Here is a 17,881-nt window from a genome sequence, read left to right on the forward strand (position 1 = left end):
CCCTTAACCGAATAACGTCTCAAGATATGCAGCGTCATATTCAAACGTAAACGCCAACTCCTGAGCTGGTCCCGGTGGTGTGATATAAATCTGGAAATTAAATTTACCCGCCATTAAATCGGTGACAGGATTGTCTGCGGCATTGAACTCCACGCGTCCACCAAGTAGATATCCGCTCGCAGTTAAACCGTTAAGCCAAATGTTAATGCTGTCAGTAATCGTCTCAATCAGTCGTGGGGTAGCTGGGTTATCCACTTGGCTCCAATACGTCAAGATGATGCTGTTTTTTGCCCAAATAAACATTCTACGGATGGATATAAATACATCTTTAGGATCCGTAGATGCCGGATAAGCTCCTGTATAGTTACCCCACACTTTAAATCCTCCGACAAAGTTCAAAACAGTCATAATTCCTTGACTATTCAGGAAATTAGCCTGATCCGGACCAAGGAGAACCTCAGTGCCATCAGCAAGGACTGCCGCATCAATGACAAGAGATTTGTTGGATGGGGAAGCTACAGGAACACCCTCATTTGAAGCATCAGCAACCCCTATTGCACAAGCGATGTGCGTAGACATGTAGTATTGTTTTCCGCCTTTGGAAACCTTAGGCCAGAGCGGTGCTTGCGATGCTGATGTATACCCGTTTATATTTTTCCAAGCAGGTACATCGGTGTATTGCTTTAAAGTGTCTGTAGGCATATCGGTCAATGCGAATGCCGTAAATGTGCTGTTGATGTTACCAGCTTTAGCGACCATCACAGCAGCGACCGTAGGGTTATGGGAGTAGCCAGGTGCTAGGATCAACCCCGAAACCAATCCGTATCGTGGGAATACCTGATTGACAAGCTCTAGCCCCGTTGCCAATCCTGTACCAGCGTCTAAGCCACCGATAATATCGTCAGCATCAATAACGGACGGATTAAGCTTTGTGTAAGCTACACTCAAAGTTGAAACGCCACTCGGAATATCACCTCCTGACTTAATGGAGATAACCGTATTACCATCACCATCAAAAGCTACAGAGTAATCCGTGCCTTTAGCATAAGGCGTAGCTCCATCCGATGATTTAACAGTCAAAGTAGCATCATGTATGACTCCAGAATCTGCAATAATGACAGATTTTTCGACTACGTTTTTAGATGCAGCCGCAACAACGGTCTTGTGTACTGACGGATCAAGGACGTTGACTAGGATCGCAGGTTTTAGAGCGTTCAGTTGGAAATATGCGTTAATAAATTCACAGATGGAGTACGATCCCCAGTCGTCACTATATCCAAAGGCGTTTACAGCCTCTGCATAGGAGTTAACAAGCACTGGGGTATTTACAGGGGCTTTAGTAAGTCCAGACTGATTAACAGGAGACGTGCCGAACACGATCGGTATACCAGCGCTTACGCTGGCTGTGGAGAGTACTGACGTTGCTCTCTCCGAAGTGGTAACACCATGATTAAACGCCATTACTTATCCTCCTTCAAAGCCTTATAGGCTTGGTATTCCGCAGTTCCTGCTCTGTTAATGCGAGCCAACGTTTCATTAATGTTATCCACTGGGACAATGAGATTAGCGAGTTCTGGCTGTGCAGTGATTAACTCCTCAATGTGTGCAGGTTTTCCACCTTTAAAAACGGTGTTGCCGGATAACAACCCACCCGGCAGGTTTGGTCCCAAGTAAATTAACGGAGCAATCCTTTCTTTGACACCTCCGGACTCCTGCGGCAATTCTTCTTTAGACAAAACATCAGGAATTTCAAAATCCGGTACTTCTTTTTCCTTCTTAACACTCAAAGTAACCCCTCCTCTTTTTGTACCGCTGGCAATGTCCATATGGTTGTTACAAGCCCAATGGTGTATGGCTCCGGTTGTTCCGGCGGAAATTCCCACTTGTAAGGCAGCTCCATTCGAAACCGCCGTTCTATTACTTCCTGCTTAAGCAATGCAATTCGTACTCGTTCCATTTGATTGAACATGTCAAGGAACCCCTGATCATCATCAGCCATGCTCCCAAACAACAAATGCACAGTGACTTTACAATCATCGTTATCAATGCCGATTGCAGGGCGGACTATGATGTAAGGAAATTCTGGAGCATCGGCATTATCTCTGTTCTTCCGAGGCAAAAAGCCCAAGTGAACAGCAGGCACATCAATTACTCCGTCTTTCACCACATTCTCGATAAACCCTTTTATCGCTTGGATAAGTAATATAGGAGTAGAAATGACCTATCACCTCACTTCAAAATGCGGTTGATCTCATGGATTAAACGTTTCTCCATTCGGTCTTGCGCTTCATTTTGGATATGTTCTACAACTTGTGGTTCGTTAAGCATTCGTTGGATAGCTGGTCCGTGAAGTTCTTCGATCGGTAGCTCCGGTTTAAAACCTTTCGCATTCGTTACACGCGCTCGTCCACTTTGCCCGGTAGGTTTCTGCCGTTTCATAATCCCAACAGCGCCTCTTCGTACCGCTACAAAGGCATTGCCGACCTTCTTAGCATCTCCGCGCTTAATTGCGACCTTGACCATCTTCTGCCGCTTACCTGTCGGTGCTTTTGGTGTAACTTTGAAACGGGTAACTGGAAGATTTCGCCCCTTGGACTTAATCAGAACCTCTCCAGCATCAGGAGACGATAACACCAGCCGCATAGCGTTTTTAACGTCTGCTGACTTGATGTTATAAGTCTCCTTTACCTTGCGTGAGGCTTCGGTTACAACACCTTTACCAACACGGTTAAGAGCGAGCGAGGCTGCTGGTTGCATCTTATCCTTTAGAGCCTTTGTGCCTTTGATTGCTAGGCTCAAGCCTTCTACTTTCATCCGACATTCGCCTCCAGATAAATTGCAAGCATTCCCTTTTCGGACGCTACTCGCACTACCTTATGTTCGGTGCCGTTGATGTTCAGCCATTCATCTTGCTTTGGTGTGTAGCCTAGCTCCAGCACATCCACATGCAATGTATCGTTGACAAGCGAAACCCCCTCAGCATATGCCAGGGGGTGCTTGTTGTCGGTAGCTGCGTTAAGAACTACCTTAACTGGCTTTCCGTTGATGATATAGTCATCAGCGAATTCATTTGTGTTTAAAAATGTTCGCTGATTATCAATTTTGATTTGATCACGGAGGTTCACAACAAACACCCCTTACTCGCCAGCCGCTTCTGCTTTCTTTGCTGCCGCTTCTTTAATTGCTTTAGCCTCAGTTTCCGGATCCTTAATTGCTTTCATAGAAAGCAAACGTTCAATTTCTTCTTTCTTCATGTCCTTGGGAATTTGTTCCCCGATCGCAATTTTCTTACCATTGTGACGAATGTTCATTTCAGCAATATATACCATGAGTAAATATCCTCCTTTGAATTAAAGAACTTTTGCGACATACCAGCCATCAACGTTAACAGGAACACAGATTGGACGGGAAAGCAATTGCAGTTTACGGCTTGGCGGTTCCACTTCACTCAGTACTTGCGGATAGATTTTAGCTTGGGCAAACATGAAGTCGCCATCCTTATCAGCAACTAAGTTCGCACCATACATAAATTCGAATGGCTGACCATCCGGTAACAGGGCGAGTGTTCCTTCTGGGATATAACTCACCTCATCGCCAGCTTCATCCGTATAGGAGTTAGTGTACGACCAAATTTGAAGATTCGCCTGACGCAGATATCCATGATAGATAACACCTTCAGGTAAGATCTGTTGATTCAGATCACCTACATCAAGAGTTTCTTTCTTTGCTTCGATCAGCTTCGTCAATGTTGGGTGGTTTACAATGGTCCGAGCTACCTTCGCGGTGGTAAGTACACGGCGCATTGTGCGGCCACTCTTATCCATGACTTCCTGCACCCAGTCGGTAAGGTACTCAATGACATTGGTGTCTGGGTTGGAGAACAAATCTGTACCAGACAACACCTCAATATTCGTAAAGCCCCAGTCAAGCACTTGGCTGACGCCTTCACCGATCTGTTCGGTCTTACCTGTAAACATAATTTCAGATAGTTGCTGCACTTTACGTCTATCGATAGTATCCGTAAGCTCGGACAGGTCCTTTACGATCAACTCTTGATAACGTTGTTCGGGAGTCTTTGGATTCAAGAGTGTTTCTCCTGCTTGTTTAACCTTCAGGTCGTGTCTAGTGATGACGCGCATCGGTTTTAATAGTGCAGGAGTATACGTCTTGGCTGTGAACCCAGTACGAAGGACTACCTTCCCTGGCAGCAACTCGTTTACATATGGCGCCAGTGGACGATGACCTTTTTTTGTTTGAATTTCAATTTCATCAGTCGTGAATGTCTCGCCTTCGCTAGCGAACGTGGTTGTCAGATAGTACGAGTCTTCAGGAAATGCTTCAACAACTCGTACTAGTGTTGGAATTTCTAAAATGTCATGATATGATGGCATATTTTTTTATCCTCCCTTATTTAACTACTCGTTTTGTAATCATGCCGATCTTGCGCATAGCCACTTCATGTGTGGCTACTTTATCTGTACCGCCGAACTTAAGAGCATCACGATTGAATTCACCATCTAGATAAGCAGCAGCTCGTACATCAACTGTGGTTGCATCAATGCTGCTATCCGCCAGAATGCAATATGGTGCTTCAGAGCCATCTGATTTAGTAGAATCAACTGGAGCTGTGATAGGTGTTCCAGCGTATAAATCCGTTTCAGGCAGCTGAGACACAGCGCCCAATACAGTTCCCCGTGTTACTATCCCGGAACCAGCTTTAATAATGATCGCCGTCATTCTCTCCGGCTTTACTCCACCTGCAAACAATTCATCAAACGATGGGCTAGTATACTCTGACATTATCTACGACCTCCATTCTTGGGTTTCATTTTTTGTGCCATTGCAATCATACTGGTGACTGCTGCCTCTGCATCCTCTTCCTTAGTTGCATCAGGCGTTTTAGCTTCTAATGATTCCACTGTATCAATTCCACTCTCTTCAACATCAAGTTCGCGTTCTTTAGCAGCAGTGCTAATGCGCAATTGCGATGCTTCTACAATCTTAATCGCAAGTTCGCCAGCGGTTTCACCATTTGCAATCGCAGCTTTAACAAGTTCGGCAGAGCCAGGTGTCTTTTCTGCTAGGGCAGTAATTGCAGCAACCCTTATTCTCTCAGTTGCCTGTGCATCGCCAGTTACCTGTGCAAAAAGCTCAGGGTGTTTTTCCTTTAATTCATTAATATCCATTGTCTTTGGTTCCTCCTTTGTTTTATCTGCTGCCTTAGGCTCTTTCGCCTTCACCACAGACGATTCAATTTGACTGTTTGAACCATCCTTCACTGGTGTCATGGAAAGCAATTTATTACGTACTTTATCCAGTACATCCGGTGGTAACTCTGCACCCATTGACAGATTTGCTGTCGGGCTAAGTTCTTCAGTTGCAAACATAATTTCGTCTGCAAACCCCAATTCAACCGCACGCTGTGCGTTAAAAAACGTTTCATTTTTCATTAAATTGCGCAATTCTTCGCGCGTTTTCCCTGTTTTGAGAACATAAGCATTGACCATTGCTTCATCAACACTTTCAAGCATTTGAATTGTTTGCTGATGATCTTCTTTATTCCCATCTGTCCAAGTCGCTGAATTGTGGATGAAAATTTGACCAGTTGGTGAGATTAGGACTTTGTCAGCTGCCATTGCAAATACAGATGCGGCACTGCCGGCAATGGAAGGGATTTTTGAAGTTACAAACCCGCTATACTCCTTCACTAAAGTAAAGATTTCATTGCCAGCCCAAGCATCGCCCCCGCCTGAACTAATGTATATCTCAATCTCTTCGCCATTTGCTTCTTCGAGCAACCTACTTACTGAGGAAGGGCTGATGTGCGGAATCTCAAGCCATTCATAAACGCGAGCATTTCTATCTCCTACAACTGTTCCGTTAAGTTTGATTTTTTTTGCCATTCTTTTTAATCACCTCCTTCCTCGTCATCATTATCTTCATCACCTTCTTTCGAAGGATCGGGTGGCGTTATAGGAGTTGATGGTCCCGCTGGAGACTCAGTTAACCCTAGCTCTCTTAAGCGAGACTTTTCGTACGCCCGTTGCCGAACGTTGTCCTCCCATGAGCCGCCGTTAATCTCAGCAGTTTCACGCGTTGCTGTGGAAAGATTGTTTTCCATCCGTTTAACAGCTGCGTCAACTTCCTTGGTTGGATCAAGCAATCCCTGCGAAGGACCGTGCCATTCTGCTTTTGTATAGGCAGCAAAAATAGCCGGATCATCAAAGATGCCGGGTGCACTAATTCTTCCTTTAAGAACTGCCTCTACAAACCATTCTTCATAGATAGGCTGACAAAACGTTTTTGATAGCCATGAACGGCGCATGCGGTACATCTTCCAAGCTTCCAGAAGGGCGCCTCGACTCGCTGAATATGAGCTGGTGAATTGTTTAGTCAATATTTCATAAGGCAACTCAAGCGCTGCTGCCATCTGCTTAAGCATGGCACGAACAAACGCCTCGTAGTTTGGATTAGGTCTAGTCGGGTCGGCGAATTTCACATCCTCACCCGGATCAGTCCGCATGATAGCACCTTGACCAAGTTTGATTTCGTCACCAGTAGAACCCGGCACATTTCCTGCACCATCTAAGTCATCGTCATCCATCCCAACGCCATCAAATGGAGTACTGCCCTCGTCATCTGCAGGGGTTGTGATAAAAACTGTGTACATAGAAGTAATAACAGCTGCCGCTAGCTCTGCACTTGTGTACTGACTTAGTTGCTTCAGTGATTCAATGATTGGCGCAATAACAGGAATACCCCTGCGCTGCCCCGGACGTTCTGCTTCAAACAAATGAAGGACATTTACCCGTCCAGTTCGTTTGCCATATTTCTCGACGCGCACCCATTCATTCACTCCGGTCAAGTTGTATCCATCTGCTCCCGGATGTCGATTGCTGAAATGATATGCTACAACCATTCCATCATCATCGATTTCAACACCAGACTGAACTCTATCCCTGTCTGTAATCACTTTATCTGGCGGCGTTGCGCATCTATCTGCTTCGATTAAATTCACCTTGAGATCGTATACTGACCACGGGCGATTTTTACTCGGCATAAGTGCGAATACATCACCACTCATCATGGTTGATATGAACGCTAACGCCTGTAATTGATAAAAATCACTGAGTCCAGCAGCGTCACATTTCGTTGTATCCGCCCATAATGCCCATTCGCGTTGAATAGAACTTCGTAGTTCCTCAGCCCTAACCTCATCCAAACCTAAGAATTTAGCATCAAAAGCAGGGTTGAGGCGCAATCCGGTTCCAACGATATTTGTCCGTAACCCTTTGTGTGCAGCTGCTACGATATCAGTACCCATATGCAAGTCCCGAGCCCGCTCCCGCAGTTTAGGGACGTTCTGATGGATGTCCACGTCTGCATCTCCTGCAGGTGTTTGCCAGAAAAGCATGGATGACTTGGTTGTACTGGCTCCATGCTTGCCGTAACCCCGCCCATTACTTCCGGAGCCTCCGATTAATTGGCTGGTGACATTGCGTACCACCTGTTGCCTTACAACCTCAGTTCGAGCTTGTTCCCGCTTAGCGGCAATTCCAGGAGCAATTAGGTTAAGTGTTTTATCGATGATATTCATCGGTCAACAGGGTAGTATCCCGCTGTCCTAGAACGGCGTTTACCACCATTCTCATAAGCATCAACAATACGTCCATACTTTCTTTTCATCATAAGAACGGTAGCCATATCGGCACGGGTTAATGATCTGTCAGCAATACTGTAGGAACTCCCTGTAGCTATAGCATCCTCAGCTTCATTCCACATTTGATATTTGGCTTTAGCTTCCTCATAAGGTATTCTAGGCATTTTCCCTTTCTCACCTCCTTCGTCTGGTCTATATGCTGCTGGCTACATTCTTTTTCTTTGGCTTTTTTGTTTTTGTCGGTGCCGCCCGCGCACTCACCGGATCCGGCAATGGAAGGTCAAAGTTTGGGTTTATCATTTCAATGGCAGCCCGGTTGTACACTGCAAGGTCAAGCGCCTCGTTCCGCGCTCGAGTCTTCACCCAAACGGTGTAAGGCAGACCTTCCTTGTACCGGGTTACCAATTGTTCTGCTGTTAGTTGCATGAAATACTCATCGTCATATACGAAAGCATCTGGGTTGTCCGGGTGTGGCAACGGAAATCGACATGACCCTGGCTTCCCTGGCTCCAATTTAAGAGAGGCAAATACTGTAGCCTTTCCCTCAGAGACGCCTACGCGGATTACAGTAGCCTTAACCACATTGTTTGTGCTGATCCCGTTAAGTAGTGGGGTCTCCGTACCGTCACCCTTCTCTTCGCCTTTCAGAGCGTAGATATTCCGACCTTGCCGGGGCTTGCAGAACTTGTACACCTTTAGCGTGTGGTGACCACCTGAGTCGATGAGGATCCTAACCGGTCGGAACGTTCTGCCCCAGACATCATTCCATGTTCGCGACAGAAATTCATCTAGTTCGTCCCACGGCTGCTGCTGATTGAGATCACCGACTATGATATGACGTTGAACTCGCCAGCTTGAGTAACCTTTTCCCCAGCCCATCACGTCTATTTCAAAGCGTGTATCCTGCGTATCGACCGCAGCAGTGAGGTAACGGACACCTTCCGGCACCCGCGCCTGATACATTTCACGGCGATTGAGGAGCACTTCATGCTCTACTTTCTGTCCTTTTTCTTCCCAAGTCTCAGCCAATTTGGTATTAATGAACGTCTTTAGCAGCTGAGATCCACCCCGCTGAGCCTTCATCCAATCATTAACAAGCTTTTTCCAAGTAACATTTATTGTCCCAGCCAAACTATTCAAGTGGAAACCCCGTGTTGTTGCGTGCTTTTTACCCGCGATCCACTTACCACGTTCGGCGTAGTCATGCTTCCACTCATGCTCTGGGTGCAGGGCTCCACAGTCCTTGCAGGCCATGTTCACTTCAACGCAATTAGAAGTCTCCTCATCGTACTCAAACTTGATCTGAGCCCATTTGAACGGCTGGTACGTTTCGCAGGATGGACACGGTACACACCATTCTTCTTTCGTGCTGTCTTCATACAGCTTCTCAATCCTTGAGGAGCCTTTAAGCGTAGGAGTGGATACAAACACTAGCTTCTTGTTATAGAACGTGTCTGTACGGGCTGTAGCCAGTGACACAGGGTCTCCTTCCTTACCAGCGGACACTGGGAAACGATCAATTTCATCCGCGATAACAACACGAATAGGTTTGGAAGCTAGTGAAGCCGGAGAATTCGCTCCTGCTATGTTGACTCTGCCGCCTGGATAGGACTTGTATAGTATGGTATTACTGGTGTCTCTGCTCTTATCTTTGGTTATGAGCTTCGCCAATTGCGGCGAGTCCCGGTACATTGGAGCAAGTCGGTCCTTGGAAAAGTCCCTCGCGACTACTAAATCCGGCTGAACTACCATGATCGGAGCCGGATCATGCCCCGTATAATAGCCAATTGTGTTCAATTGAACGGCTGTTTTACCTAGCTGAGCACCCCACATCATGACAACAGACTCTACTTCGGGATCGGATATGGCTTCCATCGGCACTTTCTGGAAGGGAGATCGACTTGTTCTCCATGGTCCTTTCTCCGAGGAATCTTCCGGCGAAAGAACACGGTGTTGGTCAGCCCATTCTGCAATACTTAACGGTTCCGGAGGTTTGACGAGTTGGATTGCCTGACGCAAGAGAGTAAAGGTCTGTTTTCGCTGTGCGTTCATTCTCTCTCAGCAAACGGGTCATATTTAGCGAGCTCAGTTAGAGCATCGTTGATCTTGGATTCCATTAATAAACGGATTTCCTTTTCATCAGTCATGTGTGACAGTTCGGTTGCCATCCTCGGAGGCAGACCCTGCAACCTCTCCCGAAAATTCACAACCAATTCGCCCCATGCATCCAGCACATCCCCCGTTGTGTGCAGGTTGTTTCTCTTCTCCTCCAACTCCAGAATCGCAATTTCCTTCTTTATTTGTTCATGCTGTGCCTTCTCATCGTTGTAACTGATCTTTCCTACTTCCGCTGTTCCGGTCACATGCCGAATATAAGCCTGCACTGATTCAGCTAGGTTGTATTTCCCCCGTGCTACCTGAGCAAGCACCCCGTCACGTGTCAATTGACCAATCCATTGTTTCGTTTTCCCCACAACAGCAGCTAATTCACTTGTGCCGACGATGCCCTCCGTTTTGTTTTCTCCTTTCCTCATAAGTCGTTCACCACTTTCCTTTTTGATTCATGATTTCAACTATGTTCTCAGAGCGAATTTAAGCCATGTTATAGCGCCTCATTATTAGAAGGGATTATTCTCCAAGCAACGCTAAATAACCCCTCAGAGAAGCCCTCAGAAGGCGTAAAGATAAGGTAAAGGGAAAGCGAAAACCAAAAATAAAATCTGAACGGTTTTCGGGCTCACGCGCACCCGCATTATTTTTTTATTTTTCAGAGGGACCCAAAAGCTAAAAAAAGTTATTTTAAATCAAATTCTGACGTATTTACGCCGCATTCCTCGTTATCAATGCCGAGATCACTCATTAATGATTTAACAATAAGGGATTGTTGAACTTTAAAGCTCTCTCCCCCGTGAAGGATACGCAAGGCTTCGAGCTTATGCTTAATATAGAAGTCCTTCTCAAACAGTCCATGCTCTACAAGGTTCTGTACATGGGATGCAGAGGCTCTATCAACTACCCCCTCTATAGATCCACCTTGTTGTAGGAGTAATTCAATACGCCTCTCAGAGATCCCCTCTACCTTCTCTTCTGTTGGATGTATAGATATTGTTGTTGAGTCTCCCTGCCCTTCGGGCTCTGTGCACTCACCTTTATAGGGTATAAGGTGATGAGTCTCTACAGTGAAGTAGGCGATACGTTTAACCTCCTCAGAGGAGAAGACATCCATTAGAGCCCCTTGTGCGATAGACTCAATCTGTTCCTCAGTGTACGTGCCAGACTCAACTCCCACACTCCCTACCAGCGCGTTGTCCTTATCATAGAACATGATTGCTCCTACTTGATCGAATTGCATATCGTTCATCCTTTCTTCTGTTGTACTGTTGTCAACTTCTTCACGTTCGGCGCAGCAATCCTCACACACTGATTCGCTTATCCGCACGGGCAACCCTATGACTACAGCGCGTTCTTGCACTGTCAGTTGACTGATGTCACCCACTTCTATGATCCTTTCGATATCCGCGTCACCAACACGATTGCGATATTCTACTCTAATCATCTTGTTCACCGATCCTCTCAATGTTTAATTAACTTTAGCCTGTTCTATCTCTCTGATTCTCTCTTCAATGCGTGCCTTGGTACTCTGCAGATAATCATTGTATTCTTTTACGCTTTGCTCATATTGCTTAGTGCTCTGCTCATGACGTTGGATAGACCGCTCATATCGCTCGTTCAGTCTTACTCCTTCTATACCATTCCAGATGGTTAATGTTATAGCCGCTATAAAGATCAGCTGTAATAGAATGTTAATACGTTTATCCAGATCGTTCACTCCTTTCTGGGTATAGAAAAAGCCACCCAGGTTATGGATGGCTTTATGTGTTGCTTATTTAATTACCGGGGTGTTCATCCCCAAACGGTGCTCTTGCCTAATTACGCGCAATCCCAGCGTTTGCCCAAAAGACAGATTCTTCTACTTTGGTCAGAGCTGAAGCCTTCTCGCGGCTGTTCGGTACTTTCTCATCAATCAATTCAGCCAACTCTTTCGCCTTGTTGCGGATTTCCTCATAGATTTCAGGCTGTCCTAGTTTAGGAGCATGGTACTTAAAATTGTTCTCGATTTGTGGATTTGGCATGATAAACATCCTCTCAATTTGGTTTGAGCACAAAAAAGAGCCACTTTTCAGCGACCCCGGGTAAGGAAAACTTTCCTTAAGACTATTTTTTCTCGTATTGATGCGCTGGGATTAAGTAAAAGTCCTCTACTTCGGTCACAGCCATCAGAGCACCATTGTCCTCATACTGCAAATAAAGAATATCCCTACCTTGTATGGAGACAACGCCAGAACCTGAAAGAGGTATCACAGGGATCTCCTTCTGTCTTTTTAGCCAACTCAGCTTTTTTTGAAGAAAAGGGTCATTTTTCATGATGTGTATTCGCTCCTTCGATGTAATATGAGACTATTCTACACCGTAAAAGAGATACTAGCATTCTCCTATTTCTCATGAAGTTGTAAAACGTTATGAATTCTGTTTGTCCTTCACCGTTATGCTCCAGCCGCACTTGCAGGTGCGTTCAAATGAGTTCTCGTCAATATCGACTGTTCCTTCACCTGCTCCAATATTTCCATTCCCGCACTTTGGGCACTCAGCATACTTCTTCGAAAGTCTAATCGCTTCTGTGAAATTCATAATCATTCCCTCCAAGTTGGCTAACGCTTGGTAATCTAGCGAGGAAACAGACAGCCATACACTAAGCCACGTTCCTCAGCTTCTGGATTTTCGCTAGCCGTTGCTTCAGCGGTTCCTCCACAAAACGGACAAGCAAGGTTCTTTCCCTTCGACTTTTCCATATTAACTAAGAATTGACCGCCACACTCTTCTGACAGACACTCATATTTTTCTAACAACGGTTGTTCCAATGTACATCCCTCCAATATTTTTAAGCGGAGAAGAGGATTCGAACCTCCACTATCGGCCGTTCCCAGCCGAGGTGCTACCGTTACACCAACCCCACATAGCCCCTGACAGACCGCACGAAGTCCTCTCGTACAGCCTGTACTACATGGAGTGTATTTGTCCCGTCACTACCTAAAACGCGTGGTACGCGCCCTCAGACGGCGTGATAGGATATGTCGTTAATGATGTGAGCAAGGATTTGCACCTTGCATAGCAGCATTTCCCGCAACGGGTAGCAGCGTCCCTGACTTCCCCAAATGGTTCCCCTGGCCTTGTTCCGGTTCTACTTCCTTCAGTGGGAGCTCGGCGTTCTCTCTCCACGCCTGTCAGTTGTGCCGGGGCTCACCGAGTCGTATCTGCCTTATGTCTAAGCGTCTACCTATTCCGCCACCACATCTAAGAAAGCAAAAAGAACAGTCAGCCCGTGTATGCTGTCCTTTGGCTAACCGCCTCAGCTGACAGATGTTTGTGTCGGGTACTGTTCTCTTTGTTTTCCTATGCTATAAGAATAACATATCAAAAACCTAATGCTCATCGTTGATCCTTTGTATTTACTTCTATTATTCCTCTGTATCCGGGAGTATCTGTTGTTACTTGTTGGTTCCGTCTAATCTTGTATTCAGTTTATCCATGAGCTCGGCGGCATCTGATTGCATGTTTGGTAGCAGGTGCCCATAGATGTCCATTGTTACAGATATAGAAGAGTGCCCGAGCCGTTCTGAGATTACTTTCATATGAACGCCTTGTTTGATCATCATGGCAACATGTGTATGCCGCAGGTCATGGAAAGTGATGTGTGGGGCTTCATACTTCTTGAGGAACCTTTCCCAGGCCCTATACACGCTCCTTGTTGTCGCAGGACCGCCAACTGCCGTACAAACCACTAGGTCGTGGTTAAGATAGCTCTGTCCGGCAATCAAGCGGTCTTCTAATATGTGCTTGCGATGTTCTTTCAGCTTATCTACCGTGTCTGTAGATAACGCCACAGATCTAATGCTGCTCGGAGTCTTCGCCCCATCCTTGATCCGTCTGCGCTTCGTTACGGTCTGCTGGATATGGAGAGTCTTGTTGTCGAAGTCGATATCTGACCACCGCAGCCCCAGTATCTCGCCCTGCCGCATACCGGTCATGATCGCCAAATATATAGCGATCCAGTATCTGCTTTCCCCTTTGGTTTTCTCTAAAAACTCGAATGTGAAATCAGGCTCCCATACCGCCATACTCTTGCGGGTCACTTTCGGCTTCTCTACCTTAGATGCTGGATTTTTCAGTATGAGGTCTTTCGTCACCGCTGAATTAAGCGCCGCGTTAAGAATAGAAAATGCTCGTTTTATGGACCACTCCCCCAGCCCTTTATCATCCATTGATGTCAGGAAGTCCTCTACATGCTGGGCATTCAGTTTTGATAGAGGGATATCCCCTAGCACCGGGTTTATGTAGAGCCGCAGGTTATTCTCGTAGAGTTCAACTGTTTCTTGCGATATACTTCTCCTATTCTTCAGCCAGTCTGCAATATAGTCCTTGAATAGCGTCTTTGCCGGCTCAAAGTACGTCCCTTTGTTCAGGGCGTCTCTCCTTTCGGCTTCAGCAGCGATGGCCTCCTTCTGCGTTTTAAACCCCCCCGCCTTCGCCCGTACCCGGACCCCGTTCACTTTCTCTCCTGTATAAAACACGTAGTACCACTTATTCTTCTTAGCGTCTTTGTTCTTGTGAACTGACATTAATCCACCTCATTTATGAGTTTAGTTGATTAACACCAAATTAACACCAAATTATCATTTTAGCAAATAAATTTTCAGTTTCCCCCTTATATATAAAGGGATCGTAGGATTTAGCCAATACCCTTCAATGGTGTCACCCCTCCTTGCCCTGGGTTTGTTTGGTATAACAAGGTAAAGGGATACAGTCAAAACATATTATGTATTGTTGATGTTAATGGTGCTGTAACAATTATAAAATGGGCTTAGTTCATTCAAATGCAAAAGCCTGAAATTTTCATGAATAAGAACATCTTTTTTCAGGGCAAACTACGGTTTGTTGTTCCTTATTAAAGGAGGTGTATGTATGAGCCATTCAAAAAACAATCAACCCACCAAAGCAGAAGTACAAACTACGAAATTAAACAAATTACCACTCGTAGGTAAATTCGAACCTGAATTTTCTGCAGAGGAAGCTGCAGAAGTGTTCGAAAACCAACCCTCTGCCGATCATGAATCCCATAATGAACGATAAAAAGCAGATGACCTTTGATCTTATTCTTAAGCAGATCAAACCTTCAAAGAATGGGACTGTCGCATTAACAGCTTAATTAACTATAAATGAGACGGTTCGCTTCATTTAAACATCGTAAACAATATAGAGCAGCGATTCGCCATTAATGGGAATCGCTGCTTTATGTTGTGGACCGTCGGCTGCCCGCTCCAATAGTGTATTCATCAGCCCCTACTGAGGCTTTCGGACCCAGATGGCGTTATTTGCAAATTTATCGCCTTTTGAGCGAAGTTTCGGACTCCAGTGACGCTATTCCTTAGAAACAGGCCCATATTCGGTACTTTTCAAGTCAATAGTGACTATGCGGTCCGATAGCGACTCAAATATCGAATAATGCTGCATTTAGTGTCATCTGAGTCCTTTAGTTACTGCGTATGCCCAAAGATCAACTTGTCGGTTACTGCTGACTACGCATAAAGGTTCGCTGGGGCCTTTACTGCTGCGTACGCGCAAAGGTTCGCTGGGGCTAGAGCTGAGTTCGTTGTTGCTGAATATGCGAAGAGAATAGTTGGGCCGATTACATAGTACTGTGTACGTTCGCTTGTTCGCTGGGGCGGTTACTATTCTGCTTTTTCAATTGTAATCGGATACATTACCACAAACCATACTCCCAACCCTGGGAGTTTTTTGTCGGGCAATTATTACAATGAGATACATCACATTTTTATATTGACAGTAATTGTATACGGACTTATGATAAGTCCAGCATAATTGATAACGATTATCATTTAGATATAAAAAAGGGGTGTTTTTTTAATGAAATTTACTTATGCGGTGCCTGCAGGTCTGCTTGCAGCCTCCATACTATTTACCGGATGTGCCAATAACAACAATTCTACAAATACTGCTACCAACAGCACTACAGCCACCAACACACCGACGACTGCTGCGGCTACCAACACACCGGAGACTGCCGCCGCTGACTTCACGTCAGCTATAGATCAATATCGCACATACGTCATCCAGCAATGTGATGAATTTGTTAAGCAAACAGAGAGTTTCACCAACGCTGTAAAAGAGGACAAGATTGATGAGGCTAAGGCGCTCTATGCTCCTGCCCGCATGTATTATGAACGGATTGAGCCTATTGCAGAAGCACTTGGCGACTTGGACCCAAATATCGATGCCCGGGAAAATGATGTAGATGCGGCAGAGTGGCGCGGTTTCCACAAGCTTGAGAAAGCACTCTGGCAGGACAATACAACTAAAGATATGACAGAAGTTGCTGACCAATTGTTGAAGGATGCACAGCTGTTACGTGCGAAAGTTGAGACCGTTGAGATCGACGCGAATCTGCTCGTAACTGGTGCTGTTGAGCTTTTAAATGAAGTCTCCTCCTCCAAAGTAACCGGAGAGGAAGAACGTTACTCGCACACAGACCTGTATGATTTCGTCGCAAACGTTGAGGGCGCGCAAAAGATATACGAGCTGTTAAAACCAGAACTAGCTAAAAAGGATGCCGATCTTGAAAAAACCATTGGTGAACGATTCGCTGCCTTGCAAGCTGAGCTTGCCCCTTTCAAATCCGGAGATGGATATGTTTCCTATGAAGAGCTGAAAGAAGATGAAGTACGTAAACTGAGTCAGAATTTGGACGCCTTGGCTGAGCCATTGTCCAACATGGGAACTATTCTAGGAGTGTGACCCTCATGAATAAACATAACAAGTTCACTGGAGTACCAGGTAATCCTGAAAGTCCCCCTCTTAATGATCAATCGAAGAATCAGCCTATATTTGGTAAAAAATTAAGCCGCCGCGATATGCTGCGGCTTACTGGCGCCACTGGCCTTGGTCTTTTGTTAGGGGGCGGAGGTGTCGGTGGAATTATAGCTGCGCGTAATGCTGTAGCTGAGCCAACGAAAGCCGCAGAAGGTGATTCCAGTTCCATTCCTTTTTATGGGAGCCATCAGGCGGGAATTTTGACACCTGCACAAAACTTTATTTATTTTGCTGCCTTTGATTTCACCACAACCAAACTGGCCGATGTGAAAAAACTAATGCAAGCATGGACCACTGCCGCTGCCGCTCTTACTACTGGCGAGCTTATTGGTGACGTAAATGACAATCCCAATCTTCCGCCCTCAGACACCGGGGAAGCGGACGGGCTAAACCCTGCACGGTGTACGCTGACCTTTGGTGTTGGCCCTTCCTTTTTTGATGAAAGATTCGGCTTAGCTTCGAAACGCCCAGCCCTATTGGCCGATCTTCCGGCATTTGCGGGTGACAATCTTGATCCGAAATGGTGTGGCGGGGATATTTGTGTGCAAGCCTGTGCCGATGATCTGCAGGTTGCATTTCATGCGATCCGCAATCTGGCTCGTATTGCCCGGGGGACTGCTGTACTACGCTGGACACAGGAAGGTTTTCAACGCACTGGAGCAGCGGATCCCAAGGGGGCTACGCCACGCAATCTTTTGGGTTTCAAAGACGGCACGGGCAATCCCGATACAACTGATAACGCTGAAATGAACAAAGTGGTCTGGAACAGCAGCAGTGACGGTCCTTCTTGGATGAGCGGCGGCACTTATATGGCGGTACGCCGGGTGCGTCTGCGTATTGAAGTCTGGGATCGGTCTTCGCTAAGTGATCAGGAGGCTACCTTCGGGCGTTATCGTCACACCGGAGCTCCACTCGGAGCTAAGGATGAATTCGATGAGTTGGATCTTTCAGCGGCGGACGCTTTCGGGAAACCTGTCATTCCGGCGAATTCACACTCCGCATTGGCGCATGGTGACGGTACAGTCAAAATGCTGCGCCGCTCCTACTCTTTTTCCAGCGGTTTGGATGTCACCACGGGCCAGCTTGATGCAGGTTTGTTATTCATAAGCTTTCAACGTGATTTAATGAAACAATTCGTTGCCATTCAGCAGCGCCTCTCTAAGACTGATCTCCTGAACGAATATATGACTCACACCGGCAGCGCGGTATTTGCCTGCTTCCCGGGTATCCGCAGTGGCGGCTTTATCGGGGAAACACTACTAAGCTAAATTTATG

At 46.0% G+C, this 17,881-nt stretch carries 23 protein-coding genes and 1 tRNA gene; 3 read left to right on the forward strand and 21 right to left on the reverse strand.

Going from position 1 to position 17,881, the window contains the following annotated elements:
• Nucleotides 1–3: 3 nt before the first annotated feature.
• The 21 genes from MKX34_RS26745 to MKX34_RS26845 all read right to left on the reverse strand — a co-directional run bounded on the left by MKX34_RS26745 (nt 4) and on the right by MKX34_RS26845 (nt 14,337).
• The gene (locus MKX34_RS26745) at nt 4–1,461 is read right to left on the reverse strand and encodes a phage tail protein (protein ID WP_076297097.1); all 1,458 of its coding nucleotides are present in this window, start codon (nt 1,459–1,461) and stop codon (nt 4–6) included.
• Complete coding sequence (locus MKX34_RS26750) at nt 1,461–1,787, reverse strand: hypothetical protein (protein ID WP_081383993.1); 327 nt, start codon at nt 1,785–1,787, stop codon at nt 1,461–1,463. Before MKX34_RS26750 ends, MKX34_RS26745 begins: the two co-directional genes overlap by 1 nt.
• Nucleotides 1,784–2,164, reverse strand: coding sequence for a hypothetical protein (locus MKX34_RS26755; RefSeq protein ID WP_339203824.1), 381 nt, complete (start codon nt 2,162–2,164; stop codon nt 1,784–1,786). The genes MKX34_RS26750 and MKX34_RS26755 overlap by 4 nt, the downstream gene beginning before the upstream one ends.
• A 65-nt stretch (nt 2,165–2,229) precedes the next feature.
• Complete coding sequence (locus MKX34_RS26760) at nt 2,230–2,814, reverse strand: phage tail protein (protein ID WP_076274365.1); 585 nt, start codon at nt 2,812–2,814, stop codon at nt 2,230–2,232.
• Complete coding sequence (locus MKX34_RS26765) at nt 2,811–3,125, reverse strand: hypothetical protein (protein ID WP_076297096.1); 315 nt, start codon at nt 3,123–3,125, stop codon at nt 2,811–2,813. The genes MKX34_RS26760 and MKX34_RS26765 overlap by 4 nt, the downstream gene beginning before the upstream one ends.
• A gap of 12 nt (nt 3,126–3,137) precedes the next feature.
• On the reverse strand, nt 3,138–3,329 hold the full coding sequence (locus MKX34_RS26770; protein WP_076297095.1) for a hypothetical protein: 192 nt from the start codon (nt 3,327–3,329) through the stop codon (nt 3,138–3,140).
• Nucleotides 3,330–3,350: 21 nt separating this feature from the next.
• On the reverse strand, nt 3,351–4,391 hold the full coding sequence (locus tag MKX34_RS26775) for a major capsid protein (RefSeq protein WP_076297094.1): 1,041 nt from the start codon (nt 4,389–4,391) through the stop codon (nt 3,351–3,353).
• Nucleotides 4,392–4,407: 16 nt separating this feature from the next.
• Nucleotides 4,408–4,800, reverse strand: coding sequence for a head decoration protein (locus MKX34_RS26780; RefSeq protein WP_076297093.1), 393 nt, complete (start codon nt 4,798–4,800; stop codon nt 4,408–4,410).
• The gene (locus MKX34_RS26785) at nt 4,800–5,903 is read right to left on the reverse strand and encodes a head maturation protease, ClpP-related (protein WP_076297092.1); all 1,104 of its coding nucleotides are present in this window, start codon (nt 5,901–5,903) and stop codon (nt 4,800–4,802) included. Before MKX34_RS26785 ends, MKX34_RS26780 begins: the two co-directional genes overlap by 1 nt.
• A gap of 5 nt (nt 5,904–5,908) precedes the next feature.
• Nucleotides 5,909–7,597 (reverse strand): phage portal protein, encoded by a 1,689-nt coding sequence (locus tag MKX34_RS26790; protein WP_076297091.1) that lies wholly within the window; start codon nt 7,595–7,597, stop codon nt 5,909–5,911.
• Nucleotides 7,594–7,824 (reverse strand): DUF6148 family protein, encoded by a 231-nt coding sequence (locus MKX34_RS26795; RefSeq protein ID WP_076274358.1) that lies wholly within the window; start codon nt 7,822–7,824, stop codon nt 7,594–7,596. The genes MKX34_RS26790 and MKX34_RS26795 overlap by 4 nt, the downstream gene beginning before the upstream one ends.
• A gap of 28 nt (nt 7,825–7,852) precedes the next feature.
• On the reverse strand, nt 7,853–9,712 hold the full coding sequence (locus MKX34_RS26800) for a phage terminase large subunit family protein (RefSeq protein ID WP_076297090.1): 1,860 nt from the start codon (nt 9,710–9,712) through the stop codon (nt 7,853–7,855).
• Complete coding sequence (locus MKX34_RS26805) at nt 9,709–10,194, reverse strand: hypothetical protein (protein WP_076297089.1); 486 nt, start codon at nt 10,192–10,194, stop codon at nt 9,709–9,711. The genes MKX34_RS26800 and MKX34_RS26805 overlap by 4 nt, the downstream gene beginning before the upstream one ends.
• A gap of 260 nt (nt 10,195–10,454) precedes the next feature.
• Nucleotides 10,455–11,216: a hypothetical protein gene (locus MKX34_RS26810; RefSeq protein WP_076297088.1), complete on the reverse strand. Its 762-nt coding sequence runs from the start codon at nt 11,214–11,216 to the stop codon at nt 10,455–10,457.
• Between the two features lie 24 nt (nt 11,217–11,240).
• The gene (locus tag MKX34_RS26815; RefSeq protein ID WP_076297087.1) at nt 11,241–11,489 is read right to left on the reverse strand and encodes a hypothetical protein; all 249 of its coding nucleotides are present in this window, start codon (nt 11,487–11,489) and stop codon (nt 11,241–11,243) included.
• 97 nt (nt 11,490–11,586) lie between these two features.
• Nucleotides 11,587–11,793 carry a hypothetical protein gene (locus MKX34_RS26820; RefSeq protein WP_076274352.1) on the reverse strand — a complete coding sequence of 69 codons (207 nt, stop codon included), beginning with the start codon at nt 11,791–11,793 and terminating at the stop codon, nt 11,587–11,589.
• A gap of 82 nt (nt 11,794–11,875) precedes the next feature.
• Nucleotides 11,876–12,085: a hypothetical protein gene (locus MKX34_RS26825; protein WP_076274351.1), complete on the reverse strand. Its 210-nt coding sequence runs from the start codon at nt 12,083–12,085 to the stop codon at nt 11,876–11,878.
• Nucleotides 12,086–12,178: 93 nt separating this feature from the next.
• A complete protein-coding gene (locus MKX34_RS26830; protein WP_076297086.1) occupies nt 12,179–12,349 on the reverse strand; it encodes a DUF3797 domain-containing protein in 171 nt (56 codons plus the stop codon).
• A 35-nt stretch (nt 12,350–12,384) separates the two neighbouring features.
• Nucleotides 12,385–12,579, reverse strand: a complete 195-nt coding sequence (locus MKX34_RS26835; RefSeq protein ID WP_076275247.1) for a hypothetical protein — start codon at nt 12,577–12,579, stop codon at nt 12,385–12,387.
• Nucleotides 12,580–12,602: 23 nt separating this feature from the next.
• Nucleotides 12,603–12,674 (reverse strand) — tRNA-OTHER (locus MKX34_RS26840).
• A gap of 532 nt (nt 12,675–13,206) precedes the next feature.
• Entirely contained in the window at nt 13,207–14,337 is a 1,131-nt protein-coding gene (locus tag MKX34_RS26845; protein ID WP_076297085.1) for a site-specific integrase, read from the reverse strand.
• A gap of 343 nt (nt 14,338–14,680) precedes the next feature.
• On the opposite strand from MKX34_RS26845, the gene MKX34_RS26850 reads away from it, so the two are divergent.
• The 3 genes from MKX34_RS26850 to efeB all read left to right on the forward strand — a co-directional run bounded on the left by MKX34_RS26850 (nt 14,681) and on the right by efeB (nt 17,874).
• Entirely contained in the window at nt 14,681–14,848 is a 168-nt protein-coding gene (locus MKX34_RS26850) for a hypothetical protein (protein ID WP_169744806.1), read from the forward strand.
• Nucleotides 14,849–15,643: 795 nt separating this feature from the next.
• Nucleotides 15,644–16,531, forward strand: coding sequence for an iron uptake system protein EfeO (efeO, locus tag MKX34_RS26855; RefSeq protein ID WP_036679682.1), 888 nt, complete (start codon nt 15,644–15,646; stop codon nt 16,529–16,531).
• Between the two features lie 5 nt (nt 16,532–16,536).
• Nucleotides 16,537–17,874: an iron uptake transporter deferrochelatase/peroxidase subunit gene (gene efeB / locus MKX34_RS26860; protein WP_036679684.1), complete on the forward strand. Its 1,338-nt coding sequence runs from the start codon at nt 16,537–16,539 to the stop codon at nt 17,872–17,874.
• Nucleotides 17,875–17,881: the final 7 nt, after the last annotated feature.

The organism is Paenibacillus sp. FSL R5-0636, assembly GCF_037974255.1.
Lineage (GTDB): Bacteria > Bacillota > Bacilli > Paenibacillales > Paenibacillaceae > Paenibacillus_AQ > Paenibacillus_AQ odorifer.